We start from the raw sequence: 25,262 nt of genomic DNA, 5'->3' as shown, positions 1-25,262 counted from the left end.
GCGGGAAAAACACTGCCGGCCTGCTGAAAGGACCCCCGCGATGACCCTGTCGGTTGCAGTTGCCGCCGTGACGTTTGACCGTCCCCGGGAGCTGGCGGTTCTGCTGAACGCCATCAACAACCAGACGGCTCCGGTGCACTCCATTTGCCTCGTCGACAGCGGCACGGTGCCCGCCCGGGACGTCGCAGAAGCACACGGCAACGTGGATTATGTGCGGTCCGAAGCCAACCTCGGAGGGGCCGGCGGCTTCTCCCTCGCGGTTCTCAAGGCGGTTGCCAGCGGGGCGGACTGGATTTGGATGATGGACGACGACGCCGAACCGGCCGATGCCCAGTGCCTCGCCACCCTGCTACGGGAGGCTGAGGCCCGGAATCTCGACGCCGTGGTCCCGCTCGTGGTTGCCCCCGGGCACCCGGACCGGCTGTCTTTCTTCTTCCGTCTGGACGGCAAGGTCACCCATGAGCGGGCCGAACTGGAAAAGGTCGGGTTCCTCCCGGATGACGGACACTTCTTCAACGGCGCCCTCATCCGTTCCGACGTGTTCTTCAAGGTGGGGCTGCCTGATATGCGCCTCTTCATCCGCGGCGACGAAGTGGACTTCACGATCCGGTTGCGGAAGGCAGGCATCCGCTTTGGCACCGTGACGACGGCGGCGATCATGCACCCCCACGCGTTAGCTGAGACCAAGCATGTCTTCGGTGCCCGCTGGCACGTGATCGTTCCGGAAACCGCCTTCAAGCGCTACTACTACTACCGCAACCGCGGCTACCTCATCCGCCGCTATTTCCGCGTCAAGTCCCTTGTCGCGGATGTCGGCGGTTACCTCGGGTACTTCCTGCGCCGCGGTGATTTCCGCGGCCTGGCAGACTGGTTCCGGGCGTTTTCCACTGGCCTCCGCGGCAAGGGCTTCGGGCCCCTGGAGGACCAGAAGTTCTAGCGTTTGCCGCGTAGCCGCCGGCGACGCCGGATCAGCAGTCCCAGCAACACCCAGGGTTCGCCGAAAACGCGATACGCCACGCGCTTCGGGTGCAGCAGCAGCCGCCAGGCCCATTCGAGTCCGAGGCGTCCGATCCAGCGCGGTGCCAGTTTCTGGATCCCCGCAATCTGCTCGATGGCTCCCCCCACGGTGCAGTACACCGCCGGGGGCAGGGACGGGAGGCTGCGGTGGAGTACCTGCTCCTGCAGGGGCATTCCGAGTCCCAGCAGCACCAGCTGTGGGCGGATGCCCTCCAGCCACGCGATGGCCTTCTCCTCCAGCTCTTCGTCCCAGCCCTCGCCGGGCATTCCGTCCACCTGCGCATGCGGGACGACGTCCTTGAGCCGCGCCACGGCCTGGGCGTTGGCCACGCTGCCGGCCCCGATGATGGCGATGCGTTCGAGTCCCTCGACGTGCGCCAGCGCAGGGATCCAGTCGGTAGAGCCCAGCCGGTAGTCCATGGCACGATCCTTGGCGCCGTCGCCTTCCAGGCTCTTGGCCCAGAGCCACAGCACGGGGGCGCCATCGATGAGCACCACGTCGCTCTGCTCGTAGAAGGAACGGAATATTGGATCGGAATGCAGCAACGTGACGCTGTGGAGGTTGTGGCCCACTATGGTCCTGGTGCTGCCCTCGGCGATGAACCGGTCGAGGACGTCCGTCAGTTCGACGACAGTCAAGGGTGTCGCGTCCACCTCGAGAACGGGGACGTGCTGCCGGTGCAGGGTCATGCGGTGCCGGGACCTTCGACGGATCGGGACGGGTCATTCTCCGGCCCGGCGGTGGCTCCGGTGTCGGGAGTCTCTTCAGGGGCGTTGCCGTCCACGTCCAGCAATCCGGGGACCACTTCGCGCAGGCGTTCCAGGCTGATCGCGCCCTGGCGGACCACCCGCAACGGCAGTGCGGTGGCGTCAACGATCGTGGAAGGCAGGGCATCGGCACCTTTGACAGGCCGGTGTCCGTCTTCAAGGTAGACCTCGACGGACTCCGCGAGCTGTTCCTCGGCCTCCGCGGCGGTCTGCGCTGCCGCGTGTCCCGTGCGGTTCGCGGAAGACACCGCCAGGGGTCCGGTGATCGTGAGGAGGTCCTGTGCGATGTCGTCGGCCGGGATCCGGAGCGCCACGGTACCCTTGGTCTCCCCGAGATCCCAGTCCAGCGAGGGCTGGGCATGCAGGATCAGGGTCAGCCCGCCGGGCCAGAAGGCCTCGGCAAGGCGCCGGGCCTCGGCCGGGACGTCGGTGGCGAGGCCGTCGAGGGCATTGAGCCTGGGGATGAGCACGGGCGGCGGCATCTTCCGGCTCCGGCCTTTGGACGCCAGCAAAAGGGTCACGGCCAGGGGCGAAAAAGCATCGGCGGCGATCCCGTACACGGTGTCCGTGGGAAAAACCACGCACTTGTGTTCCCGGATGGCCCGCTGCGCGTGCTCAAGTCCTGCGGCGCGCTGCTCAGCTGCCGTGCAATCGTAGCTAGTCGTCACTGCCCTATTCTTTCATCACTGCCGGGCCGCTCTGACCGCTGCGCCCCGGGCCGTCAGGACCGCGCTCGTTGCGCGTTCCTTGCCGTTGAGGTCCAGGTGCGTGGTCACCTCGGACCACACGCCGGAACTGTTCATCATCCCAGCTATCCAACGCGCCTGGACCTCCGCGTGTTCCATCACGAAGTAGCCGCCGACTTTCAGCAGCCGCGCGGCGGAGGCCGCCGCCGCCGTCGGAAGTTCCATGCCGTCCGCTCCCCCGCCGTAGAGCGCCTCGGGGGGGTCGTGCAGCGCCACTTCCGGCTCGTTCGGGATGGCTTCGGCGGGGATGTACGGAGGGTTGGAGACGACGACGTCGAAGCTGCCGTTGTGCTCGGGAAGGGCATCGCGCAAATCGCCACGCACCAGTGTGACCCCGAGCGGCAGCAGGTTCTTCGCCGCCCACGCGTGCGCGAACTCGCTGAATTCCACCGCGTGGACGTCGGCGCCGGGCACCTCGTGGGCGATCGAACCGGCAATGGCGCCGGATCCGGTGCCCAGGTCCACCACTTTGGGGTGCGCCAACCCGTCCCTGCCTTTGAGCCAGTCCAGCACCAGCTGCACCACGGATTCGGTTTCCGGCCGCGGGATAAACACGCCGGGACCGACGGCAAGTTCGAGGTAGCGGAAGTGCGCCACGCCCGTGATGTGTTGCAGCGGGATCCGCTGCGCCCGCTCGGCAACGAGATCGGCATAGCCCTCCGGCGCCGGGGAGTCGCCGAGCATCAGCGCGCGCAACCGGCCGAGCCCGACGCCGAGGAGGTGCTCGGCGAGGAGTTCGGCGTCGACCCGCGGGCTGGGCACCCCGGCGGCAGCCAACACGGCTGTCGCCTCGCGGACTGCTTCCGCAAGGCTCAGCCCCGGGCCATCTGTCATCAGCAACGGTACCTGGGGCTTATTCGCCGATGGCGTCGAGCCGGGACTGCTCGTCCAGCTCGATGGCCGACTGGATCACCGGTTCCAGATCGCCGTTCATGACCTGGTCCAGGTTGTAGGCCTTGTAGCCGGTGCGGTGGTCCGCAATCCGGTTTTCCGGATAGTTGTAGGTGCGGATGCGCTCGGAGCGGTCCATGGTGCGGATCTGGGACTTGCGCTGGGCCGAGTTCTCAGCGTCGATCTGTTCCTGCTGGTGCGCCAGGATGCGGGCGCGCAGCACGCGCATGCCGGCTTCGCGGTTCTGCAGCTGCGACTTCTCGTTCTGCATGGCCACGACGATTCCGGTGGGAAGGTGGGTGATGCGGACGGCCGAGTCGGTGGTGTTGACCGACTGCCCGCCCGGGCCGGACGAACGGTAGACGTCGATCTTGAGATCGTTCTGGTTGATCTCGAGTTCCTCGGGCTCATCCACTTCGGGGAGCACCAGCACGCCGGCAGCCGAGGTGTGGATACGGCCCTGGGATTCCGTCACGGGGACGCGCTGCACGCGGTGCACGCCGCCTTCAAACTTGAGCCGCGCGTAGACGCCCTCGGCCGGGTCGTTCGAGTTGCCCTTGATGGCCACCTGCACGTCCTTGTACCCGCCGAGGTCCGATTCGTTGGCCGAAATCATTTCAGTCTTCCAGCCGCGGGATTCCGCGTAACGGGTGTACATCCGCAGCAGGTCAGCGGCGAACAGGGCAGCCTCGTCACCGCCTTCACCGCCCTTGACCTCGAGGATGACGTTGCGGGCATCGTCCGGATCCCGCGGGATCAGCAGCCGCCGCAGTTTCGCGGCCGCCGTCTCCAGCGCAGCCTCCAGCTCGGGCACCTCCGCGGCAAACTCCGGGTCCTCGCCCGCCATTTCCTGAGCGGCCGCCAGGTCGTCCTGGATCCCGTGCCAGGCATGGTAAGCCTCGACTATGCCGTTCAGCTGTGCAGAACGCCGCCCCAGTTTCCGGGCCAGCCGCTGGTCCGCATAAACAGCCGGATCCCCAAGCTGCGCCTGGATAGCATCATGCTCATCCAACAGCCCCTGTACGGACTCAAACATTTTCAAAACCTCTTTCGACTCTTACAAGTCTAGTAACGCGACAGCGAAGGTGGGCAAACAGCGAAGCCGTTCGGTTTTCTGCCGCCCCGGGAGTGGCATCGGGCCTGCCGGAGCTGGGAGGCCTGCGATCGAAGATCGCAAGCCTCCCAGCGTAGGGGCGGGGGCGGCAAAAACCGAACGGCGAAGGCGGGGGCGGAATCCCGCACGGCTAACCGCGCGAGATTTCCGGCACCCCGCCTTGGACTCAGCTACTTGTCGTTATCGGACTTCGCACCAAGCGTCGTCTTCTGCACCTGCATGAGGAACTCGACGTTGCTCTGGGTCTCCCGGATCTTGTTGGTCAGCAGTTCAAGGCTCTGCTGCGTTTCGAGTCCGGACAGGACACGGCGCAGCTTCCACATAATCTTGACTTCCTCGGGGGAAAGCAGGTTTTCCTCACGGCGGGTACCGGACGCGTTGACGTCCACTGCCGGGAAGATGCGCTTGTCCGCGAGCTGGCGGGACAGGCGCAGTTCCATGTTGCCGGTGCCCTTGAACTCTTCGAAGATGACCTCGTCCATCTTGGAGCCGGTCTCGACGAGAGCCGTTGCCAGGATGGTGAGCGAGCCGCCGTTTTCGATGTTGCGGGCTGCACCGAAGAAGCGCTTCGGCGGGTACAGGGCTGCGGAGTCCACCCCACCGGACAGGATGCGGCCGGATGCCGGCGCTGCCAGGTTGTAGGCGCGGCCCAGGCGGGTCATCGAGTCGAGGAGCACCACGACGTCCATGCCCATTTCCACGAGGCGCTTGGCACGCTCGATGGAGAGCTCGGCCACGGTGGTGTGGTCGTCGGCGGGACGGTCGAAGGTGGAGGCAATGACCTCGCCCTTGACGGTGCGCTGCATGTCCGTGACTTCTTCGGGACGTTCGTCAACGAGCACCATCATGAGGTGGACCTCAGGATTGTTGATGGTGATGGCGTTGGCGATGGACTGCAGGATGAGCGTCTTGCCGGCCTTCGGCGGCGAAACGATCAGGCCGCGCTGGCCCTTGCCGATCGGGGCAACCAGGTCGATGACGCGGGGGCCGATCTTTTTGGGGTCCGTCTCGAGGCGCAGGCGCTCGGACGGGTACAGCGGGACGAGCTTCGCGAATTCGACGCGGTCCTTGAGTTCCTCGGGCGTCTTGCCGTTGACCGAGGTGATACGGACCAGCGCGTTGAACTTCTGGCGGGCGGACTGCTGGCTGCGGTCTTCCCCTTCACGCGGTGCACGGATCGCACCGACGACGGCGTCGCCCTTGCGCAGGTTGTACTTCTTGACCTGGGCGAGGGACACGTAGACGTCGTTCGGGCCCGGCAGGTAGCCGGAGGTGCGGATGAACGCGTAGTTCTCCAGCACGTCAAGGATGCCGGCGACCGGCAGCAGGACATCATCCTCGGTGACCTCGACGTCGTCGACGTCCGGTCCCTGGGCGCGTCCCCGCCGGCGGTCGTTGCGGTCGCGGAAGCGGTCGTTGCGCGAGGTGTTGTCGCGGCTGTCGCGGCTGTCCCGGCTGTCCTGGCCACTGGAGCGGTCATTACGGTCGTTGCGGTCCCGACGGTTACGGCGGTTACGGCGGCTTCCGCCGTCGCTGTCATCGTTGTCGCGGAGGTTTTCACGGCTGCCGGCGGTGTCGTCGCGGCCGCCACGGGTGCGGGTGTCGCGGCGCTGGCCGTCTTCGCTGGGCTCGCCCTGGCGCTGTTCACGCTGTTCGCGCTGCTCAGTGCGCTGTTCACGCTGCTCAGTGCGCTGTTCACGCTGTTCAGTGCGCTGTTCAGTGCGCTGTTCACGCTGTTCAGTGCGCTGCTCGGCGGCGGGCTGTTCGGCCTGGGCCTCGACGGCAACCTGGCCAGCGGCCTCGGTGGCCTGGCCTGCGGCTTCGCCACGGCGGCGATTGCGGGTGCGCGGCTGGCGGGTGCGGTCGGCGCCTTCGGTGGCCTGCCCGGCAGGGGCAGACTCGGCAGGGGCAGTCTGGGTCTCCGCCGGGGCTGCAGCGGCCGGAGCCGTGATGACGCCGTCGCTGCCGGCGCGGCGGCTGCGACCACGTCCGCGGGCACGGGTGATTTCCTGGGCAGTCGCTTCCGGTTCGGCGGCGACTGCAGGCGCAGCGGCCGGAGCCGCGGCGCGGGCAACGGTGCCGTTGTCGCTCGCCTTTTCAGAAGCACGGGCCGGAGCCTTGCTCACCGGAGTGCCCGCACGGTGGGCCGAAATGGCTGAGACCAGATCGCCCTTGCGCATGCGGGATCCGCCTGAAATACCAAGCTGGCTGGCAAGCGCCTGCAGCTGGGCGAGCTTGAGGCCTGCAAGGCCGCTGCTCTTGGCGGGTGCGGCCGTTGACGATCCGGCAGCAGAAGATGATGTTTCCACAGCTGAAGACAGCTCAGTGGTTTCGGTCACGAAGGATCCTTCCCCCTCGACGGCGTCCAGACTGGGAGCTGGACGCGATGATTTGATCTGGGCTGCAGTTCAGATCTGCAGCCGGGATTTCGGCCCTGCCGGATGGATATCGGCCAGCAAGGCCGGATACTGCGTTACACCTAGCGCGTTCCGAAATTAAGGAACGGCGGGCTGACATTTCAGGGGTGCAGAGAAAGTTTCCGCTGATTCCTGCGTCAGACCAAAAGCAGGTGGCACCGGAGAGCATTGCGCAGTAAAAGATGAGAGAGGCAACTTGGCCAACATCGCGGTCATATGCACAGTTGCTGATTTACCGCCTGCGTGATTACCGCCGGTGCACTTCCACTTTAGCACCTTCGACGTCCACGGCCAGCTTCATCACTCGCCAAGCGACCTCCGGCGTGTTGTCTGCGGCATGGGAGCCGATGAAGTCGACGATCGTCCCGGCTTCCGCTTCCCCGTCGGCAAGGACCAGCACCGTGGGTCCCGCTCCGGAGACGACGGCGGCGTGGCCGGCGTGGCGCAGGGCTGCGATCAGCTCTGCGCTGGGCCGCATCGCCTGGGCACGGTAGCTCTGGTGCAGGTAATCCTCCGTGCCGGGCAGCAGGAATTCGGGCTTTTGCGTCAGCGCATGGATCAGCAGGGCCGCCCGGCCCGAATTCATGGCCGCGGCGTGGTGGCCCACCGAGGCCGGCAACAACGCACGCGCCGCTTCCGTGGAGAGCTCAAAATCCGGAACGGCGACGACCGGAATCACCGAATCCGCGACGGTGGCACACGTGCTGCTGTACTGGTCACTGTCCTGCCACGACAGCGCCAATCCGCCGAATATGGCAGGTGCGACGTTGTCCGGATGGCCTTCCATTTCACTCGTCAGCTGCAGGATCCAGTCCTTGCCGCGCCGGGACGCCCCGGGGACCAGCGCATTCGCAGCCGTCACCGCCGCGACCACGGCGGAAGCAGAAGAGCCCAGCCCGCGGCCGTGCGGATTGACATTGTCGGCTGTGATCCGCAGTCCGTCGTGCCGGTAGCCCAGGCGGTGCAGGGCCTCGGTGATGGCCTTGACCACGAGGTGGCTCGCGTCCCGCGGCAACGTTTCCGCGCCCTCGCCGCTGAGTTCGAACTCAAGCTCACCGCTGGCCAGGGTTTCCACCGTCAGCGTGTCGTGCAACGACAGCGCTAGTCCCAGGCTGTCGTAGCCGGGTCCCAGGTTCGCGCTGGTGGCCGGCACCCTCACGGTGACCAGTTGACCGGCCGGTACGGCCGGCGCGTCGGCGGGAGACTCGGCCGGGATCGTGAGCGTGGTTTCCAAGGCTATTTTTCTTCCAGTCCCAGTGCGGAGGCTACCGTGACGACGTCGTTGGAGACCTTTACGGGCTCAACGTCGCTGCCGTCCTCGGTCCGGAGGGCCCACTGCGGGTCCTTCAGGCCGTGCCCGGTGACGGTGATGACGATCGTCTTCCCGGCGGGAACTTCCCCGGCGGCGTGCTTCTTGATCAGTCCCGCAACCCCGGCAGCGGAGCCGGGCTCCACGAAGACGCCTTCGCGGGCGGACAGCCAGCGGTGCGCTGACAGGATTTCCTCGTCGGTCACGGCCTCGATCACGCCACCGGACTCGTCCCGTGCTGCAATAGCGGTATCCCAGGACGCGGGGTTGCCGATCCGGATCGCCGTCGCGATGGTGTCGGGTTCGGTGATGGGATGGCCGGCGACGAACGGTGCCGCGCCGGCGGCCTGGAAGCCCCACATCACCGGGGTCTTCGTGGCCACGGGGGCCAGGGTGCCGGCCGTAGCCGACTCGAACGGTGCCGAGTACTCCTTGTAACCCTTCCAGTACGCGCTGATGTTGCCAGCGTTGCCCACCGGGAGGATGTGGTAGTCGGGGGCGTCGCCGAGGCAGTCGACAACCTCGAAAGCGCCGGTCTTCTGCCCCTCGATCCGCGCTGGGTTGACGGAGTTGACCAGGAACACCGGGTAGGACTCCCCCAGCTTGCGGGCGATGTCCAGGCAGACGTCGAAGTTGCCGTCGACCTGCAGCAGCGTGGCTCCGTGCGCGATCGCCTGGCTCAGCTTGCCCATGGAGATCTTGCCTTCGGGCACGAGCACTGCGCACTGGAGTCCGGCCGCCGTCGCATAGGCCGCGGCGGACGCGGAGGTGTTTCCGGTCGAGGCGCACACGACGGCCTTGGCGCCGGCGGCGACGGCGGCCGTCATGGCCATGGTCATGCCGCGGTCCTTGAAGGAACCGGTCGGGTTCATGCCCTCGACCTTGAGGTAGACGTCGCTGCCGGTCAGCTCGGAGAGGTGCCGGGCGTGCACGAGCGGGGTGCCGCCCTCGCCCAGGGTGATGACCTTCGTTGCCTCGGTGACAGGCAGACGTTCAGCGTATTCGCGGATGACACCGCGCCATTGGTGAGCCACTTAGACTCCTTCTACCCGCAGTACGGATGTAACGGAATTGATAACGTCCAGGCCCTTCACGGCCTCGACGGTGGCTGCCAGTGCAGCCTCGCTTGCACGGTGCGTGACGATCCGCAGCTCCGCTGATTCGACCTTGGAATCGGCATCGCGGTGGATGGTCTGCCGCATGATTTCAATGGAGACGCCGTGCTCCGCGAAGAGCTGGGCGATTCTGGCCAGCACGCCGGGCTGGTCCGCGACGTCGAGGCCGATGTAGTAGCTCGTGACGGCGGCGTCGATGGGCAGGGCGGGGACGTGGCCGGTGGTGGTTTCGGTGCGGCCGGGGCCGCCGAGGACCAGCCGTCGGGCGGCGGACACGAGGTCGCCCATCACCGCTGACGCCGTCGGGGTGCCGCCGGCGCCCTGGCCGTAGAACATCAGTTCACCGGCATTTTCGGCTTCGATGAAGACGGCGTTGAACGCGCCGCGGACGGCGGCGAGGGGGTGTTCGCGCGGCAGCAGGGTGGGATGCACGCGCACGGAGACGCCGGTGGCACCGCCTGCGGCAGTCAGTTTCTCGGCGATCGCGAGCAGCTTGATCACAAACCCGGCGTCCTTCGCGGCGGCAATGTCCGCCGCGCTGACCGAGCTGATGCCCTCGCAGTACACGTCCTCCAGGGCGAAGCGGGTGTGGAAGGACAGCGACGCGAGGATGGCGGCCTTCGCGGCGGCGTCGTGGCCTTCGACGTCGGCCGTAGGATCCGCTTCCGCGTAGCCCAGGCGCTGGGCCTCGGCCAGGGCATCGGCGAACTGCGCGCCGGTGGAGTCCATCTGGTCCAGGATGAAGTTGGTGGTGCCGTTGACGATTCCGAGCACCCGGGTGATCCGGTCACCGGACAGGCTGTCCCGGATGGGGCGCAGGATGGGGATGGCCCCGGCCACGGCGGCCTCGTAGGACAGCTGGACGCCGGCCTTGTCCGCTTCCTCGTAGAGGGTCGGGCCGTCCTGTGCCAGCAGGGCCTTGTTGCCGGTGACCACGCTGGCTCCGTGGCGGATCGCGGTGAGGATCAGGGTGCGGGCGGGCTCGATGCCGCCCATCAGCTCGATCACCAGGTCGGCGTCCTTGACCAGGGTCTCGGCGTCGGTGGTGAACAGCTCGTGCGGCAGTTCGACGTCGCGGGGCGCATCGACATTCCGGACGGCGATGCCGCCCAGTTCCAGGCGGGCCCCGGTGCGGGAGGCCAGCGACTCGGCGTCGTCAATGAGAATCCGCGCAACCTGGGCCCCAACGTTGCCACAGCCCAGCAGGGCTACTTTCAGGGTTCGCAATTCGGTCATTCAGACTCCCATGTCGCGGTTCAGCAGATCTTGTTCGGTTTCCCCGCGGACAATGAGCCGGGCAGATCCATCGCGCACAGCGACAACGCCCGGCCGGGCCAGATAGTTGTAGTTGCTTGACAGGGCCCAGCAGTAGGCGCCGGTCCCCGGTACAGCGAGCAGATCACCGGCTGCCACGTCCTCGGGCAGATATACATCTCTAACAACTATGTCGCCGCTCTCGCAATGTTTGCCCACCACTCGGGACAGCTGTGGCGCCGCGCCGGAGGTCCGGGAGGCCAGAATTGCCGAGTAATCCGCGTCGTACAGCACCGGACGGGCGTTGTCGCTCATGCCGCCGTCCACTGACACATACCGGCGCGGGTACGTAACGTTTTCCGGTTGGGTTTCGAGCGTTTCTGCTGTTCCGGCGGACGGCGCGTCGACCCGCACGGTCTTGAGGGTGCCGACTTCGTACAGTGTGAAGGTGCTGCTGCCCACGATCGCGCGGCCCGGTTCGATCGAGATCCGCGGGGCGGTGATGCTGAGCTCGGCACATTTGGAGCGGACGACGGCGGCCATCGCCTGGGCGATCTCGGCGGCCGGTCGAGGCGTGTCCACGGGGGTGTAGGCGATGCCGTAGCCGCCGCCCAGGTCCAGTTCCGGGAGCACGATGGAGTACTTGGCCTGCATCGCGGCAAGGAAGTCCAGCAGCTTCTCCGCCGCGAGGGCGAAGCCGTCCGGCTCGAAGATCTGCGAGCCGATGTGGCAGTGCAGGCCCAGGAGTTCAACGCTCCCGTAGCCCGACGCCGCGGCCACGGCCTCCTCGGCCGCGGACAGGCCGGCCTGCTCCGTGGAGTCCCCGGCCATGGAAAGGCCGAATTTCTGGTCCTCATGCGCCGTGGCGATGAACTCGTGCGTATGGGCGTGCACGCCGGGGGTGAGCCGCAGCAGGACCTTGGCGGTTTCGCCCCGGGCTGCGGCGATCGTGGCAACGCGGTCGAGCTCCACGAGGCTGTCCACGACGATCCGGCCCAGTTTCATGTCCAGGGCACGGTGGATCTCGGCGTCGGACTTGTTGTTGCCGTGCAGCGCGACGTCGGCGCCGGGAATACCGGCACGTGCCGCGACGGCGAGTTCCCCGCCGGACGCGGTGTCCAGGCGCAGACCCTCTTCCTCCACCCAGCGGACCACTGCGGTGCACAGGAAGGATTTCCCGGCGTAGTAGACGTCCACTCCCCCGCAGATGTCGGCGAAGGCGTCGTTGAACGCGTCGGAGAAGGCGCGGGCCCGGGCCCGGAAGTCGTTCTCACTCATGACGAACAGCGGCGTCCCGAACTGGCGCTGGAGCTCGCTGACCGCAACGCCGTCGAGGGCGAGTTCGCCGTCGTCGTTCCGGGCGGCGCCGGCAGCCCACAGGGGCTCATGCAGGGCGTTGAGGTCCGTAGGGACCTGCAGCCAATCCGGCGCAAGCGGCGAGCCTGCAGTACCGGTGTTGCGTGAGCTGGCAGATTTTCCTGAAGCAGCGGCCATGGCAGTTACATCCGTTCCGGCGCCGAGACGCCCAGCAGTTCCAGTCCGTTGGCCAGCACCTGGCTCGTGGCGTCGTTGAGCCACAGCCGGGTACGGTTCACATCGGTGATGGGCTCGTCACCCTGCGGCGCCACGCGGCAGGCGTCGTACCAGCGGTGGTAGGCGCCGGCAATGACCTCGAGGTGGCGGGCGATCCGGTGCGGCTCGCGCAGCTCGGCAGCCCTGGCCACGATCGAGGGGTAGCTGCCCAGGTAGGAGAGCAGCTCGTTTTCCGTCGCGTGGTCCAGCAGCGAGGCGTCGAAGGCGCTCCGGTCAACCCCGGCCGCCACCGCGTTGCGGGCCGTGCCGCGGGACCGGGCGTGGGCGTACTGGACGTAGAACACCGGGTTCTCATTGCTGTGCTTCTTGAGCAGCTCGGGGTCCAGGGTCAGCGGCGAGTCGGCCGGGAAGCGTGCCAGCGAGTAGCGGACGGCGTCCTTGCCGAGCCAGGAGATGAGGTCCTTGAGCTCGATGATGTTGCCGGCCCGCTTGGACAGCTTGGCGCCGTTGACGGAGACCAGCTGGCCGATCAGGACCTCGATGTTGACCTCGGGATCGTCGCCGGCGGCGGCGGCGATGGCCTTGAGCCGGTTGATGTAGCCGTGGTGGTCGGCGCCGAGCAGATAGATCTTCTCGGTGTAGCCGCGGTCCTTCTTGGACAGGTAGTAGGCGGCGTCGGCGGCAAAGTAGGTCGGCTCACCGTTCGCGCGGATCATGACGCGGTCCTTGTCGTCGCCGAAGTCCGTGGTGCGCAGCCAGACCGCGCCGCCGTCGTCGTAGACGTGGCCCTGCTCGCGGAGCCGCGCCACGGCGTCCTCGATCGCGCCGGCGTCGTGGAGTTCCTGCTCGGAGAAGTACACGTCGAAGTCGACGCCGAACTCGGCAAGGGTCCGCTTGATGTCGTGCAGCTGCGCCTTGTAGGCCGCGCCCCGGATGACCGGCAGCGCCGCCACGTCGGTCAGTTCGCGGATGTCCGGGTGCTGCGTCAGCACTTCATGGCCGAGGTCCGCGATGTACTCGCCCGGGTAGCCGCCCTCCGGCACGCCGCGGCCGTGCAGCCTGGACAGCACGGAGTGGGCAAAGACGTCCATCTGCGAGCCGGCGTCGTTGACGTAGTACTCGGCCGTGACATCGGCGCCGGAGGCCCGGAGCACGCGGGCGATCGAGTCGCCCAGGGCCGCCCAGCGGGTGTGCCCGATGTGCAGCGGGCCCGTGGGGTTGGCGGAGACAAACTCCATGTTGACGGTGTGGCCTGCGAGCGCCGTGTTGGTGCCGTAGCCCGCTCCTGCTTCGACGATCGCCCTGGCCAGGGCGCCGGCGGCCCCGGCGTCCACCGTGATGTTCAGGAAGCCCGGTCCGGCGATGTCGACGGCGGACACGCCGTCGATGGACTTCAGCCGGGCGCTGAGAACGGCAGCGAACTCGCGCGGGCTGGTACCGGCGGCCTTGGCCAGCTGCAGGGCGATGTTGGTGGCCCAGTCGCCGTGGTCCCGGTTCTTCGGCCGCTCCACACGCACCTCATCCGGGATCTCGGATGCGGACAGCCCGATTTCGCCGGCGGCGACGGCGTCCTTGAGGCAGGCGGAAATGGCGAGGGAGAGTTCTTCTGGGGTCACAGTTCCAGCCTACCCGTGGCCCGCAGTGTGGCGGAATTTGGCGTGACAGCGGGGAGACGGCCCGGGGGCGGCCGGAAGAAGGCCAGGGTTTTCCCAGTGATGCCCCGCACTGAACGATTACGCTGGGGAGAACGTTGTCATCGGTGTCACCGCCTTGAGTCACCGCCCCATCCGATCAACACCTGAAACGAGCCGCGGCATGAATGTCCCTCTCCGTAAAAGCGTCCTTGTCGGCATTGCCGGCCTGTCCCTGGCCGGGACCGCAGCCGGCTGCGCACCGGGCGGCCAGGGCACGGCCGCCCAGGGCGCTGCCCCGGCCGCGACGTCCGCGCCCGCTGCCGGGACCGCCAGCTACAAGGACGGGATCTACTCCGCCGACGGCAACTACGTGTCGCCGAACGGCACCGAGACGGTGGGTGTGAAACTGACGCTGGCCGGCGGGACTGTGTCCGATGTCACGATCACCCCGCATCCCTCCAACTCCAACACCAAGAAGTTCCAGGGCGAGTTCGCCGGCGGCATCAGGTCCCAGATCGTCGGTAAGAAACTCGATGAGATCAAGGTCTCCAAGGTGGCCGGTTCCTCGCTGACAAGCGGCGGCTTCAACCAGGCCGTGGAAAAGATCAAGGCCGATGCCAAGTAGAGGCCCGGCAGCCGGGCGGTAAGGGAGGCCACGTGCCGCATCCGGGCTGGACGGATTTCAGCTTCGACGGGATCGGTACCCGTTGGGAGATTTCCACGCCCTCCCCGCTCCCCGGCAGGCACCGCCGTCGCTTGCTTGAGGTCGTAGCGGACTACGATGCCGCCTGGTCCCGTTTCCGGCCGGACTCGCTCGTCGCCGGGGCAGCCCGGCAGCCGGGGAGCTATCGGCTGCCCGCGGGGGCCGCTGCCCTCGGCCCGCTCTACGGGACGCTGTACCGGCTCAGCAATGGCGCCATGACCCCACTGATCGGCGGCAGCCTCGAACAACTCGGCTACGACGCCGCGTACTCCCTCCGCCCCGCCGGACCTCCGGTCCCCGCCCCGCGCTGGGAAGACGTGCTGGACTGGGACGGGACGGTGCTGACCACCCGGGCGCCTGTGGTGATTGACGTCGGAGCGGCAGGCAAAGGGCAGCTGGCTGATCTGCTCTCTGCCGAGCTCCTCGCGGGCGGGATCGATGACCATTTCATCGATGCCAGCGGGGACCTGTTGAACTCCGCTCCGGACCCCGGTACGGCCCCGGTCGAGGTGGCCCTGGAACATCCCTACGACTCGTCCCGGGCGATCGGCACCGTCAGCCTCGGTGCCGGCGCCCTGTGCGCGTCCGCCGCCAACCGGCGGGCCTGGGGCGACGGGCTGCACCACGTTCTGGACGGCAGCACGGGGGTCCCGGTGCGGACCGTCGTGGCCAGCTGGGCAATGGCCGGGACCGCAATGGTGGCTGACGCGCTGGCCACGGCCCTGTTTTTCGTCGAAGGAGCCCGGTTGCGGGAGGAGTTCGATTTTTCCTGGCTGACCGTCTACACGGACGGCCACGCCGAGTATTCGACCGATTTTGAAGGGGTGCTTTTCTCATGACTGCCGTTATCTCCACTCCCATCGGCTCTCGGCTGGACTCTGCGCTGGGCCGGTTCACGATGTATCGGCTGGTGCTCTGGGTCCTGGCCGTGCTCGCGGTCTACAGCATGCTGCTGAACGTGCTCGGCTGGCTGAGCTTCGGGCTGCCGGAGATGCTGGCGCACCTCGCACTGTGCCTCGGACTGACGTACGGCTCCAACCGCGTGCTGGCCGTCCTCTTCCATGTGCAGCCGCATAGCGAGTCGTCCCTGATCACAGGCCTGCTGCTGTACTTCCTGTTCTGGCCGACGCAGTTCTCAGCCGGCTTGCAGCTGACGGATCTGGCCGGGGTGGCGCTGGCCTGTGTACTGGCCTCCGTGTCCAAGTACGCGCTGGCCTGGCGCGGCCGCCATATCTTCAATCCGGCGGCGGCCGGCGCCTTCATCACCGGGCTGACCGGGCTCAACATCGCCACCTGGTGGGCCGCCACGCCTGCCATGCTCTGGCTCCTGCTGCCGGGCGCGCTCCTGGTGCTGTACCGGGTGCGGAAGCTGCTGATGGCCGCCGTGTTTACGGTGGTCGTCGTGTCCATCGTCTCGGCCGAACTCCTCCGGGCCGGTTCGGATATCGGCGAGGCGCTGTGGCAGCCGCTCGCCCAGCGCCCGGTGCTCTTCTTCGTCGGGTTCATGCTCAGCGAGCCGCTCACGCTGCCGCCGCGCCGCTGGCAGCAGCTGGCGCTGGCCACCGTCGTCGGGCTGCTGTTCGCTATCCCCTACAACCTCGGCTTCGTCGCCAACTCCCCCGAGCTGGCGCTGCTGGCGGGGAACGCACTCGCCTTCGCGGCAGGCCAGCGCGGCCGGGTCCGCCTCCACTTCCAGGGCTCCCGGCCGCTGACGCCGACGACGACGGAATTCCGCTTCCAGCCGGAGCGTCCCGTCCGCTACAGCCCCGGCCAGTACATGGAACTGCACCTGCCGCACGAAAAGTCCGACGGAAAAGGGCTGCGGCGCGTTTTTAGCCTCACCAGCCCCCCGGAGTCCCGTGTCCTGACGATCGGGGTGGGGACGGCCGAACCGCTGTCCTCGGCGAAGCGCACGCTGCTGGCCCTGGAACCCGGCGACGAACTGACCGGCACCGCCGTGGGCGGCGATTTTGTCCTGCCCCGGAAGTCAGGCGCGCCCGTGCTGCTGATAGCGGCCGGGATCGGCATCACGCCGTATCTGGCCCAGCTGGCCGCGGGCTCCGCCACGGACCGGGATGTCATCCTGCTGTATCTGGCAAGGAATGCAGCCGAGCTCGCCTACGCGCAGGAGCTCGAAGGCTCCGGCGCCCGCGTCGTGGCCAGGCTCGCGGACGGCTCCCCGCCCCCGGCCTTTATGCAGGATGCGGGCAGGGCCCGGATCGACAGCGCCATCCTGAAGGAACTGGTCCCGGACATCGCCGGCCGGGACGTTTTCGTGTCCGGTTCGCCGGCCAGCGTCCGCTCGCTCCGCGCCGCCGCGCGGGGTGCCGGGGCGCGGAGGATCCACGTGGACTCCTTTGCCGGCTACTGAGCCCGGCGCCCGGCACGGCGCCCGGCAGCGTGCGGGGCAACGCCGGGCAGGGCGTCGCGTCGCGTCGATTTTCCCTTGGAGCCCACCTTCCTGCTAAGCTCTAGGACGTCCCGCCGGTAACGGCAGGATCCCTGATTGCCCTCGTAGCTCAGGGGATAGAGCGTCTGCCTCCGGAGCAGAAGGTCGTTGGTTCGATTCCAATCGAGGGCACAGAATCCTGGCAACACAGCAAGAACCCCGTCGTTTCAGTGAAGCGGCGGGGTTCTTTGCATCCGGACATCAGGACCGGACCGTGCTTCCTTCCGTCCGGAAGCCGAGGGCCGGCTCATCAGGAGTGGCCAGGGTCAGCACCGCTTCCTCGACCGTTTCATGATCTTCAAGTTCGCGTTCAATGCGGCGCAGGGCTACGGCAACTTCATGCTCGGGCCGGTCGCCCCGCAGGTCCACCGCCGCAACAAGGTACAGCTTGCGGGGCCCGACAAACTCCAGATGCAAGTACGTGATCCGTTCAATCCCGGGGTGTTCCAGCAGCCGCCGCCCCATCGACTGCTCGATGTCCGCAGTCACGCCCTGCCCCACCAGGAAGCGGCGGTTGCGGTCGATCAGCACGACGGCGACCACCGCCAGCAGGAAGCCGACGGCGATCGATCCCACCGCGTCCGGGACGGCCGAGCCGGTGAGCTGATGCAGCAGCACTCCCAGGAAGGCCAGGACGAGGCCTATCAACGCCGCCGCGTCCTCGGCAAAAACGGCGCGCAGGGTGGGGTCTGAGCTGATGAGCACCTGTTCGAGCGTGTGACGTTCCAGCTCGCGCGCGGTACGGCGCGTCTGCCGGAAGGCCTGCGCGAAGGAAATGCCTTCCAGCACGAAGGCAACGGCCAGGACAATGTAGGCGACGAGGAACTCCCCGGCCGGCTCCGGGGTGACGAGTTGTTGGATTCCGTGCATGATCGACACCACCGCGCCGGCCGTAAAAAGCCCGAAGGCGGCAAACATGGACCAGACGTAGGCCTCCCTGCCGTAGCCCAGGGGATGGCTCTTGTCCCGTTTCTTGGCCGATTTCCGTTCGGCCAGAAACAGGAAGACCTGGTTTCCGGTGTCCGCCCACGAGTGCGCCGCCTCAGCGGTCATGGACGCGGAGCCGGTGATCAGGGCGGCCACGGTCTTCGAACCGGCCACCAGAAAATTCGCCACAAAGGCGATGACGACCGTCAGCAGCGTCGAGCCGCTTTTCTTTTCCTCGCCTAATGGGTCCATGGAAGCCACGGTATAGGAAGCCACGGTATGGAAGTCTCGGTTCGATAGCCCGCTTTGGCCGGCAGAGAGTTGGTCCTGCCAAATGTCGGTGCCCCCTCGTAGGCTGTCAGCATCGGCAGCGGGGTTCCGGCGGCCGGCGGGCGGCGGGACTCCGTGCCGGTTGCCTTCCGCGTCAGGACTCCGCCGAAGCACAAAGGGGTCTCACATGTACTGTTCCATCGTCCCTCCCTACCTGCTCCGCCGCCTGGCGGCGCAGCGTGAACCACGGCTCTCCGAGGCTGCGCGTGCGGCCCGGGAAGCACTGCTGCACGTCCAGAGCTTCCAGGCGTCCAGGGCAGCCCCCTCCCCCGCAGCTCCCCCGGGCATGCGGGACCTCAAGCCCTCCCCGCCTGAGCGGACGGTCTACGACGCCAAGTTCGCCGAACAGCTGCCCGGCAGCGTGGTGCGCAAGGAGGGGGAACCACCCACCGGCGATCCGGCTGCCGATGAGGCCTATGACGGGCTGGGCCATACCCACCGGCTCTACGCCGAGGCGTTCGGCCGCAATTCCATTGACGGCAAGGGCCTCCACCTTGATGCCACGGTCCACTACGGCAACCTGTACGACAACGCATTCTGGGACGGCAGGCAGATGGTTTTCGGCGACGGTGACGGCCAGGTCTTCCAGCGGTTCACGAAGTCGCTGAGCGTGATCGGCCACGAACTCGCCCACGGCGTGACCCAGTATTCGGCCGGGCTGGCTTACCGGAACCAGGCGGGCGCCCTGAACGAATCGATGTCCGATGTCTTCGGAGCACTCGTTGAGCAGTATGTGAAGAAGCAGTCGACGGCTGAGGCCAGCTGGCTGATCGGTGAGGGTCTGTTCACGGACCAGGTCCAGGGCGCGGCCTTGCGTTCCATGAAGGCTCCGGGTACGGCGTACGACGACGACGTGCTCGGCAAGGACCCGCAGCCGGACTCGATGGACGGCTACGTTCAGGCGAGGGCCGACAACGGCGGCGTGCACATCAATTCGGGCATCCCCAACCGCGCGTTCTGCCTGACGGCCACGGAGCTGGGCGGCAACGCCTGGGACGCGCCCGCCCAGATCTGGTACGAGACGCTGACGGGAGGGACGCTGGCCGCGAATGCAACGTTTGGCGCCTTCGCGAGGGCCACCGCGGCGTCCGCCAGGGAACTCTTTGGAGCAGAATCCGCAGAGCATGACGCCGTGCTGTCTGCGTGGGAAACTGTGAAGGTAAAGCTCTCCGGAATCAGACGATGAAGCCAGTCTCAAGAAGATCCGAGTCGCATGAAAATCACCGTCCAGCGCAGCGGCGGCATTGCCGGAATGAAGCGGACCTGGTCGGTGCTGGCCACGCCCCCGGATGACAAGGACTTCTGGCAGCCGCTCGTTGAGGCCTGCCCCTGGGACGAAGCCCCGAAGACCGCCGGGGCAGCCGCCGGCGCTCAGCCGGACCGTTTCCTGTACAGCATCCGTGCGGGCCAGCGACAGGCCACTTTGCCGGAGCAGGCCGTCACGGGTCCGTGGCGGGAACTCGTGGACCACGCCCGGGCGGCGGCGGAGTCAATACCCGACGAGTCAATACCCGAAGATCCGGGCGGCAGGACGCCGCCGGGCGGCCTCCCGCCGTCGGAGGGCTTGTCGGGACCGCTCCGCTAGACGGCTTGCCTAGACCGCTGCAGCCAGTTGGCCCCGGAAAGTTCGCCGGTACGACTGCGGACTCGTGTCAAGCACCTTGGTGAAATGGTGGCGAAGCAGCACCGAGTGGCCGAACCCGGCTTCCCGTGCGACCTCGTCGATGTTGAGTTCCGTGGTCTCGAGCAGTTCCTGGGCGCGCAGAACCCGCTGCGAGTTGAGCCAGGCAGCAGGGGTCGCACCGGTCTCGGAACGGAAGCGCCGGGCAAACGTGCGGGGCGACATATGGACCCGGGCTGCCAGTTCATTGACGGAATGCTCCTCCTCCAGGTGGCGCACCATCCACTGCAGCAGTTCCTCCATCGGTTCGGAGCCGCAGGCAGGAATCGGCCGGTCGATGAACTGGGCCTGACCGCCGTCGCGGTGCGGCGGAACCACCATGTCGCGGGCGATACCCGCCGCCACGTTAGCCCCGAATTCAACCCGGATCAGATGCAGGCAGGCGTCGATGCCCGCTGCCGTGCCGGCGCTCGTGATGATCCGGCCGTCCTCGACGTAGAGGACGTTTTCGTCCACCAGCGCGGCGGGATACCGGCTGGCGAGTTCCTGGGAATAGTGCCAGTGCGTCGTGCAGCGCCGGCCGTCCAGCAGGCCTGCCCGGGCCAGGGCAAAAGCACCGGAGCAGATGGACATGACCCACGCACCGCGGGCGTGCGCCGCCCGCAGTGCGTCCAGGACGGATTCGGGTAGGTCCTCGTCCCGGCCGTAGGGACTCATGATGACGAGGTCGGCATCCGCCGCGGCCTCCAGCCCGAGCCCGACGTGCATCGACAGCCCGGACTTCATCGGGACATCGCCCGGGTCCGGGGTGCAGACCCGGAAGTCGAAGGCAGGAACACCGTTTCCGCGCGCTGAACGGTCTATGCCGAAGACCTCGAACGCGGTCCCGAACTCGAAGACCGAGAAGTTGGGGACCACTATCATTGCCACTGATTTGATCATGCTTCCATTGTGGCAGAAATTATACCTTTTTGGGCATTTCTGCCACTTCTTTTGCTCCCCCGACCGGAGAACCATGGAGGAATGGAACTCATCGGAATTGCCCTCATCATCCTGATCATCGTCGGCCTTGCCGCCACCGCCTCGGTCCTGCGCAACGACGGCCGGAGCCACACCCCGCCCGTCCGCTCGGAGGACGCCTGGTCCGCCCTGGACCTCCCCAGCACCAGCTACACGCTGCGGATCTTCTGAGGCCCGCGTCCCGGAGTCGGATCCGGCCAAATCCCGTAGTCGCCAACAGTTGCCCGGCCCCCAGGGACCGGGCAACGTCACGTTCCCGGCAGTGGCCGAAGGGGCAGTGGGCAGCAGGCCCCCCGCGCAGGAGCCGTCCCGGGCAGCAAGCCCAGTAGACTGTCTCCAGCCATGACACTGCATATTTCCTACCCCGCCGAGCTGCCGGTTTCCGAGCGCCGCGATGACCTGATGGCCGCCATCGCGGCCAACCAGGTGACCATCATTGCCGGCGAGACCGGTTCCGGTAAGACCACGCAGATTCCCAAGATGTGCCTGGAGCTGGGCCTCGGCGAGGACGGCCTGATCGGCCACACCCAGCCGCGGCGGCTTGCCGCCCGGACCGTGGCCAAGCGCATCGCAGAGGAACTCGGCGTCGAGATCGGCCAGGAAGTCGGCTTCCAGGTCCGCTTTACCGGCGAGGTCAGCCGCAACACCAAGGTCAAGCTGATGACGGACGGCATCCTGCTGGCCGAGATCCGGCGCGACAAGCTGCTGCGCAAGTACAACGCCATCATCATCGATGAAGCCCACGAGCGCAGCCTCAACATCGACTTCATCCTGGGCTACCTCAAGCGGATCCTGCCGCAGCGTCCGGACCTGAAGATCATCATCACCTCCGCCACTATCGATCCGCAGCGGTTCGCCAGGCACTTCGGCAGCGAGGAAGAACCGTCGCCGATCCTCGAGGTCACCGGACGCACCTACCCCGTCGAGATCCGCTACCGCCCGCTCTCCCAGCCGCCTGGCGGCTCCGCGGCCGGCGATGAGGGAATCCCCGCTTCCGACGACGAGCTCGAGGAGGACCGCGACCCGCTGGACGCGGTGTGCGACGCCGTCGACGAACTCGCGCTGGAAGCCCCCGGCGACATCCTCATCTTCTTCTCCGGCGAACGGGAGATCCGCGACGCCGCCGAGGCGCTCAACGCACGGATCCAGACGAACCGCCGGCTGGCCGGTGCGGAGATACTGCCCCTTTTTGCGCGGCTGAGCCTGCAGGAACAGCACAAGGTCTTCCATCCCGGGAGCAAGCGTCGGATCGTGCTGGCCACCAACGTCGCCGAAACCTCGCTGACCGTCCCGGGCATCAAATACGTCATCGACACCGGCACCGCCCGCATCTCGCGCTACTCGCACCGCACCAAGGTCCAGCGCCTGCCGATCGAGCGGGTCTCCCAGGCCTCGGCCAACCAGCGGTCCGGCCGCTGCGGCCGCGTGTCCGACGGCATCGCCATCCGGCTCTACTCGCAGGACGACTTCGAGTCCCGGCCGCCGTTCACAGACCCCGAGATCCTGCGCACCAACCTCGCCGCCGTCATCCTGCAGATGACCGCCATGGGCGTGGCCCGCGGACCCAAGGATGTGGAAAACTTCCCGTTTGTGGAACCGCCGGATTCGCGGGCCATCAACGACGGCGTCACCCTGCTCCGTGAACTCGGCGCCCTGAGCGCGGCGCGCCCACAGGAGCAGACCGGCGACGGCGACGGCCGCCCCGACGGCGGCAGACCGGGCCGCCGCCCGTCCGGCGCTGCTGCCGGAAGCAACGGCGGGCTGACCGCCGTCGGGCAGCAGCTTGCCCAGCTGCCGGTGGACCCGAGGCTGGGCCGGATGATCGTGGAATCCGGCAAGCGCGGCTGCGTCCGCGAGGTCATGATCCTGGCGGCGGCGCTGACGATCCAGGACCCGAGGGAACGACCGTCAGATAAGCAGCAGCTCGCCGCGGAAAAGCACGCGCGCTTCCGGGACGAGAACTCGGACTTCACCGGCTTCCTGAACCTCTGGAACTACATTCAGGAGAAGCAGCAGGAGCTCTCCTCCACCGCGTTCCGCCGGCTGTGCCGCAACGAGTTCATCAACTACCTCCGCGTCCGGGAATGGCAGGACCTGTTCGCCCAGCTGCGCCAGCTCGCCCGGCCGCTCGGCATCAGCCTGGACAACAAGCGGCTGGCGGACCCGGTGGGCAACCACGAGAGCATCCACATCAGCATGCTCTCGGGCCTCCTGAGCCACATCGGCATCCTCGACGAACGCAAGCGCGAGTACACCGGCGCCCGGGGCAGCCGCTTCGCGATCTTCCCCGGTTCGGCGCTGTTCAAGAAGAACCCGACCTTCGTCATGGCGGCCGAACTCGTGGAGACGAGCAGGCTGTGGGCCCGGGTGGTGGCGAAGTTTGATCCTCTGTGGGTAGAGCAGGTGGCGCCGGACCTGGTCAAGCGCAGCTACAGCGAACCGCACTGGTCCAAGAAGATGGGCTCGGTGATGGCCCACGAGAAGGTCACGCTGTATGGCGTGCCGATCATCCCGAGCCGGCGCATCAACTATGGAAAGGTGGATCCGGAGCTCAGCCGTGAGCTCTTCATCCGGCACGCCCTCGTCGAAGGCGACTGGCAGACCCACCACAAGTTCTTCCACCGCAACCGGGCCCTCCTCCACGAGGTGGAGGAGCTCGAGTCACGCATGCGGCGCCGGGACATCCTGGTAGACGACGAAACCCTGTTCGAGTTCTACGACGCCCGGATCGGCAAGGAGGTCGTCTCCGAACGGCACTTCGACAAGTGGTGGAAGGAAGCGCGGCAGCAGGATCCCGCACTGCTCGATTTCGACCAAGCGCTGCTGATCAGCGAGGACGCCGATGCGCTCGACGATTCCGCCTACCCGAAGACCTTGCTGCACAAGGGCTTCGAGCTTCCACTGAGTTATGAGTTCCACCCTGTGGCCCCCGGCTCGCCGCCTCATCCGTCCGACGGCGTCACCGCCGAGATCCCCGTGCTCTTCCTCAACCAGCTCGACGACGCCGCCTTCCGCTGGCTCATTCCAGGCCAGCGGGTGGAACTGGTCACGGCCCTGATCAAGTCATTGCCCAAGCAGGTACGCAAGAACTTCGTTCCGGCACCCGACGTCGCACGCCAGGCCGTGGCGGCTCTGGAAGCCGACTTCGATCCGGCCACGGACGAGCTGGAGGCCTCGCTGGAACTGGTCCTGCGCCGGATCCGCGGGCAGGTCATCCCGCCGAATTCCTGGAACTGGGACGCCGTGCCGCCGCACCTGCGGGTCAGCTTCCGCGTCGTCGACTCGCAGGGCAAGGTGCTGGACGAGGCCAAGGACCTCCCCGCGCTGCAGGAACGCCTGGCCCCGGCAACCCGCCGGGCGATCGCCGAATCCCTGGGCGCCACGCCGCGCACGACGGCGCCGAAATCAGGTGGCAGGGCCGGCGGGCAGGGTGCCGGTCAGGGTGCCGGTCAGGGTGCCGGGATGGGCACCGCACCTGCCGCGGGCGCGGCCTCGACTTCCGCGGCCTCGACCGGTTTCACTCAGCAGTCCGGCTTCACTGAGGAGTCCGGCCTTACCGAGTGGTCCGTCGGGACGGTGCAGCGCCAGGTCCAGGGCACCGTGAAGGGGCATACCGTCACCGGCTATCCGGCGCTGGTGGACGAAGGCCGTTCCGTGGCCGTGCGGCTCTTCCAGACCAGTTCCGAACAGGAACAGGCCATGCGCGGCGGCGTCATCCGCCTGCTCGCACTCAAGGTGCCGCCGCCGGACCGCTACGTCCTGGAGCATCTGAACAACACCGAGAAGCTGACCTTCAGCCAGAACCCGCACGGTTCCGTCTCGGCCCTGATCGCGGACTGCGCGCTTGCCGCCGTCGACAAGCTCACCCCCGCCGAGCTGCCCTGGGACGAGGCCTCGTTCAAAGCCCTGTACGAAAAGGTCCGCGCCGAGCTGATCGACACCGTCTTCACTGTCACCGCCGTCGTCGAACGCATCCTGGCGAGCACCCGGCGGATTGAAAAGCAGCTCAAGGGCACCACGAGCCTGGCCCTGATCAGCGCCCTCAATGACATCAAGAGCCAACTGGAGCAGCTGGTGTACCCCGGCTTTGTGGCACGCACGGGCTACGCCCGGCTGAGCCAGTTGCCGCGGTACCTCGCTGCGATCGAGAAGCGCCTCGAGAAGCTCCCCACTAATGTCCCGCGGGATGCGCAGCACATGACGGCGATCCAGGCTTTAGAGGACGACTACGACGACGCCGTGTCGGCGCTGCTCCCCGGCCGCCGGGCCGGGGCCGAGTTAACCCAGGTCCGCTGGATGATCGAGGAGCTCAGGGTGAGCCTGTTCGCCGTCGAACTCGGAACGGCGTATTCGGTCTCGGAAAAGCGGATCCGGGCGGTGCTGAACAAGGTGCTGGCGCCGGCCTGACGCCGGC

The 25,262-nt window shown here is 67.2% G+C and carries 20 protein-coding genes and 1 tRNA gene; 9 read left to right on the top strand and 12 right to left on the bottom strand.

From position 1 onward, the window contains the following. The first annotated feature begins 40 nt into the window (after window positions 1-40). The gene (locus ACVWZ8_RS14715) at window positions 41-937 is read left to right on the top strand and encodes a glycosyltransferase (protein ID WP_426978601.1); all 897 of its coding nucleotides are present in this window, start codon (window positions 41-43) and stop codon (window positions 935-937) included. On the opposite strand, the gene ACVWZ8_RS14710 is transcribed toward ACVWZ8_RS14715, so the two are convergent. From ACVWZ8_RS14710 to argS, 10 genes are all read right to left on the bottom strand, one after another. Beyond that, on the bottom strand, window positions 934-1,707 hold the full coding sequence (locus ACVWZ8_RS14710; RefSeq protein ID WP_456505027.1) for a WecB/TagA/CpsF family glycosyltransferase: 774 nt from the start codon (window positions 1,705-1,707) through the stop codon (window positions 934-936). The two genes, ACVWZ8_RS14715 and ACVWZ8_RS14710, sit on opposite strands and share 4 nt — an antisense overlap. Then, window positions 1,704-2,453, bottom strand: a complete 750-nt coding sequence (locus ACVWZ8_RS14705; protein ID WP_426978604.1) for an L-threonylcarbamoyladenylate synthase — start codon at window positions 2,451-2,453, stop codon at window positions 1,704-1,706. The genes ACVWZ8_RS14710 and ACVWZ8_RS14705 overlap by 4 nt, the downstream gene beginning before the upstream one ends. A gap of 15 nt (window positions 2,454-2,468) precedes the next feature. Continuing rightward, window positions 2,469-3,365: a peptide chain release factor N(5)-glutamine methyltransferase gene (gene prmC, locus ACVWZ8_RS14700; RefSeq protein ID WP_426978605.1), complete on the bottom strand. Its 897-nt coding sequence runs from the start codon at window positions 3,363-3,365 to the stop codon at window positions 2,469-2,471. Between the two features lie 19 nt (window positions 3,366-3,384). Next, window positions 3,385-4,458, bottom strand: coding sequence for a peptide chain release factor 1 (gene prfA / locus ACVWZ8_RS14695; protein ID WP_354239597.1), 1,074 nt, complete (start codon window positions 4,456-4,458; stop codon window positions 3,385-3,387). Between the two features lie 248 nt (window positions 4,459-4,706). Continuing rightward, the gene (gene rho / locus ACVWZ8_RS14690) at window positions 4,707-6,875 is read right to left on the bottom strand and encodes a transcription termination factor Rho (protein ID WP_456505026.1); all 2,169 of its coding nucleotides are present in this window, start codon (window positions 6,873-6,875) and stop codon (window positions 4,707-4,709) included. Window positions 6,876-7,200: 325 nt separating this feature from the next. Next, window positions 7,201-8,187 carry a homoserine kinase gene (gene thrB / locus ACVWZ8_RS14685; RefSeq protein WP_456505025.1) on the bottom strand — a complete coding sequence of 329 codons (987 nt, stop codon included), beginning with the start codon at window positions 8,185-8,187 and terminating at the stop codon, window positions 7,201-7,203. Between the two features lie 2 nt (window positions 8,188-8,189). Next, entirely contained in the window at window positions 8,190-9,296 is a 1,107-nt protein-coding gene (gene thrC, locus ACVWZ8_RS14680) for a threonine synthase (RefSeq protein WP_426978611.1), read from the bottom strand. After that, window positions 9,297-10,613 carry a homoserine dehydrogenase gene (locus ACVWZ8_RS14675; RefSeq protein WP_426978612.1) on the bottom strand — a complete coding sequence of 439 codons (1,317 nt, stop codon included), beginning with the start codon at window positions 10,611-10,613 and terminating at the stop codon, window positions 9,297-9,299. It abuts the gene before it with no gap. After that, window positions 10,614-12,125: a diaminopimelate decarboxylase gene (gene lysA / locus ACVWZ8_RS14670; protein ID WP_426978613.1), complete on the bottom strand. Its 1,512-nt coding sequence runs from the start codon at window positions 12,123-12,125 to the stop codon at window positions 10,614-10,616. 5 nt (window positions 12,126-12,130) lie between these two features. Beyond that, window positions 12,131-13,780, bottom strand: coding sequence for an arginine--tRNA ligase (gene argS, locus ACVWZ8_RS14665; RefSeq protein WP_426978614.1), 1,650 nt, complete (start codon window positions 13,778-13,780; stop codon window positions 12,131-12,133). 199 nt (window positions 13,781-13,979) lie between these two features. Here argS and ACVWZ8_RS14660 point away from each other — a divergent pair, with 199 nt between their 5' ends. The 4 genes from ACVWZ8_RS14660 to ACVWZ8_RS14645 all read left to right on the top strand — a co-directional run bounded on the left by ACVWZ8_RS14660 (window position 13,980) and on the right by ACVWZ8_RS14645 (window position 17,082). Further along, on the top strand, window positions 13,980-14,423 hold the full coding sequence (locus tag ACVWZ8_RS14660) for an FMN-binding protein (protein WP_456505024.1): 444 nt from the start codon (window positions 13,980-13,982) through the stop codon (window positions 14,421-14,423). 32 nt (window positions 14,424-14,455) lie between these two features. Further along, window positions 14,456-15,340, top strand: a complete 885-nt coding sequence (locus tag ACVWZ8_RS14655; protein ID WP_456505023.1) for an FAD:protein FMN transferase — start codon at window positions 14,456-14,458, stop codon at window positions 15,338-15,340. Beyond that, entirely contained in the window at window positions 15,337-16,872 is a 1,536-nt protein-coding gene (locus ACVWZ8_RS14650; protein ID WP_456505022.1) for an FAD-dependent oxidoreductase, read from the top strand. The genes ACVWZ8_RS14655 and ACVWZ8_RS14650 overlap by 4 nt, the downstream gene beginning before the upstream one ends. 137 nt (window positions 16,873-17,009) lie before the next feature. Beyond that, window positions 17,010-17,082, top strand: a tRNA-Arg gene (locus tag ACVWZ8_RS14645). A gap of 69 nt (window positions 17,083-17,151) precedes the next feature. Here the strand turns inward: ACVWZ8_RS14645 and ACVWZ8_RS14640 are convergent. Then, complete coding sequence (locus tag ACVWZ8_RS14640) at window positions 17,152-18,129, bottom strand: cation diffusion facilitator family transporter (RefSeq protein ID WP_456505957.1); 978 nt, start codon at window positions 18,127-18,129, stop codon at window positions 17,152-17,154. A gap of 205 nt (window positions 18,130-18,334) precedes the next feature. Here ACVWZ8_RS14640 and ACVWZ8_RS14635 point away from each other — a divergent pair, with 205 nt between their 5' ends. Together ACVWZ8_RS14635 and ACVWZ8_RS14630 are read left to right on the top strand one after the other, a co-directional pair. After that, window positions 18,335-19,393, top strand: a complete 1,059-nt coding sequence (locus ACVWZ8_RS14635; protein ID WP_426978618.1) for a M4 family metallopeptidase — start codon at window positions 18,335-18,337, stop codon at window positions 19,391-19,393. 27 nt (window positions 19,394-19,420) lie between these two features. Further along, window positions 19,421-19,792, top strand: a complete 372-nt coding sequence (locus ACVWZ8_RS14630) for a protealysin inhibitor emfourin (RefSeq protein WP_456505021.1) — start codon at window positions 19,421-19,423, stop codon at window positions 19,790-19,792. A 9-nt stretch (window positions 19,793-19,801) separates the two neighbouring features. Here ACVWZ8_RS14630 and ACVWZ8_RS14625 read toward each other — a convergent pair whose 3' ends face one another. Then, entirely contained in the window at window positions 19,802-20,770 is a 969-nt protein-coding gene (locus ACVWZ8_RS14625) for a GlxA family transcriptional regulator (protein WP_456505020.1), read from the bottom strand. Between the two features lie 81 nt (window positions 20,771-20,851). On the opposite strand from ACVWZ8_RS14625, the gene ACVWZ8_RS14620 reads away from it, so the two are divergent. Further along, window positions 20,852-21,019, top strand: coding sequence for a hypothetical protein (locus ACVWZ8_RS14620; protein WP_456505019.1), 168 nt, complete (start codon window positions 20,852-20,854; stop codon window positions 21,017-21,019). Between the two features lie 171 nt (window positions 21,020-21,190). Then, a complete protein-coding gene (hrpA, locus tag ACVWZ8_RS14615; protein WP_456505018.1) occupies window positions 21,191-25,255 on the top strand; it encodes an ATP-dependent RNA helicase HrpA in 4,065 nt (1,354 codons plus the stop codon). Window positions 25,256-25,262 lie beyond the last annotated feature (7 nt).

It is taken from the genome of Arthrobacter sp. UYCu723, assembly GCF_054059215.1.
Note: the sequence above shows the minus strand (reverse complement) of the source record. Positions and strands in the feature narration are given on the sequence as shown.

Excerpts from the sequence above, each read along its gene's own strand:
- lysA (WP_426978613.1), bottom strand. The coding sequence starts at position 12,125 with ATGGCCGCTGCTTCAGGAAAATCTGCCAGCTCACGCAACACCGGTACT.
- ACVWZ8_RS14675 (WP_426978612.1), bottom strand. The coding sequence starts at position 10,613 with ATGACCGAATTGCGAACCCTGAAAGTAGCCCTGCTGGGCTGTGGCAAC.
- ACVWZ8_RS14650 (WP_456505022.1), top strand. The coding sequence starts at position 15,337 with ATGACTGCCGTTATCTCCACTCCCATCGGCTCTCGGCTGGACTCTGCG.
- ACVWZ8_RS14635 (WP_426978618.1), top strand. The coding sequence starts at position 18,335 with ATGTACTGTTCCATCGTCCCTCCCTACCTGCTCCGCCGCCTGGCGGCG.
- ACVWZ8_RS14660 (WP_456505024.1), top strand. The coding sequence starts at position 13,980 with ATGAATGTCCCTCTCCGTAAAAGCGTCCTTGTCGGCATTGCCGGCCTG.
- prmC (WP_426978605.1), bottom strand. The coding sequence starts at position 3,365 with ATGACAGATGGCCCGGGGCTGAGCCTTGCGGAAGCAGTCCGCGAGGCG.
- ACVWZ8_RS14710 (WP_456505027.1), bottom strand. The coding sequence starts at position 1,707 with ATGACCCTGCACCGGCAGCACGTCCCCGTTCTCGAGGTGGACGCGACA.
- ACVWZ8_RS14620 (WP_456505019.1), top strand. The coding sequence starts at position 20,852 with ATGGAACTCATCGGAATTGCCCTCATCATCCTGATCATCGTCGGCCTT.
- ACVWZ8_RS14715 (WP_426978601.1), top strand. The coding sequence starts at position 41 with ATGACCCTGTCGGTTGCAGTTGCCGCCGTGACGTTTGACCGTCCCCGG.
- hrpA (WP_456505018.1), top strand. The coding sequence starts at position 21,191 with ATGACACTGCATATTTCCTACCCCGCCGAGCTGCCGGTTTCCGAGCGC.
- ACVWZ8_RS14625 (WP_456505020.1), bottom strand. The coding sequence starts at position 20,770 with ATGATCAAATCAGTGGCAATGATAGTGGTCCCCAACTTCTCGGTCTTC.
- ACVWZ8_RS14640 (WP_456505957.1), bottom strand. The coding sequence starts at position 18,129 with ATGGACCCATTAGGCGAGGAAAAGAAAAGCGGCTCGACGCTGCTGACG.
- prfA (WP_354239597.1), bottom strand. The coding sequence starts at position 4,458 with ATGTTTGAGTCCGTACAGGGGCTGTTGGATGAGCATGATGCTATCCAG.
- ACVWZ8_RS14630 (WP_456505021.1), top strand. The coding sequence starts at position 19,421 with ATGAAAATCACCGTCCAGCGCAGCGGCGGCATTGCCGGAATGAAGCGG.